At 52.3% G+C, this 3046-nt stretch carries 1 rRNA gene; it reads left to right on the top strand.

Features of this window, described 5'->3' with window-relative positions:
- The first annotated feature begins 121 nt into the window (after positions 1-121).
- Positions 122-3003, top strand: a 23S ribosomal RNA gene (locus tag JYJ84_RS32725).
- The last annotated feature ends 43 nt before the right edge of the window (positions 3004-3046 follow it).

Here is a 3046-nt window from a genome sequence, read left to right on the forward strand (position 1 = left end):
AAACTATCCGGGTTGTGATTGTATCGATGTATCTCAAGATGATTCGAACTCTATGTTTGACTCAATTGGAATACGGCACAAATGCGAGAACTCAACCTGTAACGAGACAGACTCGTTATAGGGTCAAGCGAACAAGTGCATGTGGTGGATGCCTTGGCGATCACAGGCGATGAAGGACGCGGTAGCCTGCGAAAAGCTACGGGGAGCTGGCAAACAAGCTTTGATCCGTAGATGTCCGAATGGGGAAACCCACTCCTTTTGGAGTATCCATGGCTGAATACATAGGCCATGTGAAGCGAACGCGGTGAACTGAAACATCTAAGTAACCGCAGGAAAAGAAATCAACCGAGATTCCCAAAGTAGTGGCGAGCGAAATGGGATGAGCCTTGCACTCTTTATTTGTATTGTTAGCCGAACGCTCTGGAAAGTGCGGCCATAGCGGGTGATAGCCCCGTAGGCGAAAACAGTATGAAAGAACTAGGTGTGCGACAAGTAGGGCGGGACACGTGAAATCCTGTCTGAAGATGGGGGGACCATCCTCCAAGGCTAAATACTCGTGATCGACCGATAGTGAACCAGTACCGTGAGGGAAAGGTGAAAAGAACCCCGGGAGGGGAGTGAAATAGATCCTGAAACCGCATGCATACAAACAGTCGGAGCCTCGAAAGGGGTGACGGCGTACCTTTTGTATAATGGGTCAGCGACTTACGTTCAGTAGCAAGCTTAACCGTATAGGGCAGGCGTAGCGAAAGCGAGTCCGAATAGGGCGTTCAGTTGCTGGGCGTAGACCCGAAACCAAGTGATCTATCCATGGCCAGGATGAAGGTGCGGTAACACGTACTGGAGGTCCGAACCCACTAACGTTGAAAAGTTAGGGGATGAGCTGTGGATAGGGGTGAAAGGCTAAACAAACTTGGAAATAGCTGGTTCTCTCCGAAAACTATTTAGGTAGTGCCTCGTGTCTCACCTTCGGGGGTAGAGCACTGTCATGGTTGGGGGGTCTATTGCAGATTACCCCGCCATAGCAAACTCCGAATACCGAAGAGTGCAATCACGGGAGACAGACATCGGGTGCTAACGTCCGGTGTCAAGAGGGAAACAACCCAGACCGCCAGCTAAGGTCCCCAAATATAGCTAAGTGGGAAACGAAGTGGGAAGGCTAAAACAGTCAGGAGGTTGGCTTAGAAGCAGCCACCCTTTAAAGAAAGCGTAATAGCTCACTGATCGAGTCGTCCTGCGCGGAAGATGTAACGGGGCTAAGCTATATACCGAAGCTGCGGATGCGTGCTTTGCACGCATGGTAGGAGAGCGTTCTGTAAGCCTGCGAAGGTGTCTCGGAAGGGATGCTGGAGGTATCAGAAGTGCGAATGCTGACATGAGTAGCGATAAAGGGGGTGAAAGGCCCCCTCGCCGTAAGCCCAAGGTTTCCTACGCAACGTTCATCGGCGTAGGGTGAGTCGGCCCCTAAGGCGAGGCAGAAATGCGTAGCTGATGGGAAGCAGGTCAATATTCCTGCACCATTGTTAGATGCGATGGGGGGACGGATCGCGGAAGGTTGTCCGGGTGTTGGAAGTCCCGGTCGCTGCATTGGAGAAGGCACTTAGGCAAATCCGGGTGCGTAATTCAAGGGTGTGGCGCGAGCTCCTTAGGGAGCGAAGCAATTGGAAGTGGTTCCAAGAAAAGCCTCTAAGCTTCAGTCTAACGATGACCGTACCGCAAACCGACACAGGTGGGCGAGATGAGTATTCTAAGGCGCTTGAGAGAACTCGGGAGAAGGAACTCGGCAAATTGGTACCGTAACTTCGGGATAAGGTACGCCCTTGTAGCTTGATGCCCCTGCGGGCAAAGGGTGAAGGGGTTGCAATAAACTGGTGGCTGCGACTGTTTAATAAAAACACAGCACTCTGCAAACACGAAAGTGGACGTATAGGGTGTGACGCCTGCCCGGTGCCGGAAGATTAAATGATGGGGTGCAAGCTCTTGATTGAAGTCCCGGTAAACGGCGGCCGTAACTATAACGGTCCTAAGGTAGCGAAATTCCTTGTCGGGTAAGTTCCGACCTGCACGAATGGCGTAACGATGGCCACACTGTCTCCTCCCGAGACTCAGCGAAGTTGAAGTGTTTGTGATGATGCAATCTACCCGCGGCTAGACGGAAAGACCCCATGAACCTTTACTGTAGCTTTGCATTGGACTTTGAACCGATCTGTGTAGGATAGGTGGGAGGCTATGAAACCGGAACGCTAGTTTCGGTGGAGCCGTCCTTGAAATACCACCCTGGTTTGTTTGAGGTTCTAACCTTGGCCCGTGATCCGGGTCGGGGACAGTGCATGGTAGGCAGTTTGACTGGGGCGGTCTCCTCCCAAAGCGTAACGGAGGAGTACGAAGGTACGCTAGGTACGGTCGGAAATCGTGCTGATAGTGCAATGGCATAAGCGTGCTTAACTGCGAGACCGACAAGTCGAGCAGGTGCGAAAGCAGGTCATAGTGATCCGGTGGTTCTGTATGGAAGGGCCATCGCTCAACGGATAAAAGGTACTCTGGGGATAACAGGCTGATACCGCCCAAGAGTTCATATCGACGGCGGTGTTTGGCACCTCGATGTCGGCTCATCTCATCCTGGGGCTGTAGCCGGTCCCAAGGGTATGGCTGTTCGCCATTTAAAGAGGTACGTGAGCTGGGTTTAAAACGTCGTGAGACAGTTTGGTCCCTATCTGCCGTGGGCGTTGGATATTTGAAGGGGGCTGCTCCTAGTACGAGAGGACCGGAGTGGACGAACCTCTGGTGTACCGGTTGTCACGCCAGTGGCATCGCCGGGTAGCTATGTTCGGAAGAGATAACCGCTGAAAGCATCTAAGCGGGAAACTCGCCTTAAGATGAGATATCCCTGGGGACTAGATCCCCTTGAAGGGTCGTTCGAGACCAGGACGTTGATAGGTCAGGTGTGTAAGCGCAGTAATGCGTTCAGCTAACTGATACTAATTGCCCGTAAGGCTTGATCCTATAACAAGTCTGTTTCGCGCTACAGAGCGCGTCGGACGGGTTG

This window comes from Burkholderia sp. LMG 13014 (assembly GCF_905232215.1).
Classification (GTDB): Bacteria; Pseudomonadota; Gammaproteobacteria; order Burkholderiales; family Burkholderiaceae; genus Burkholderia.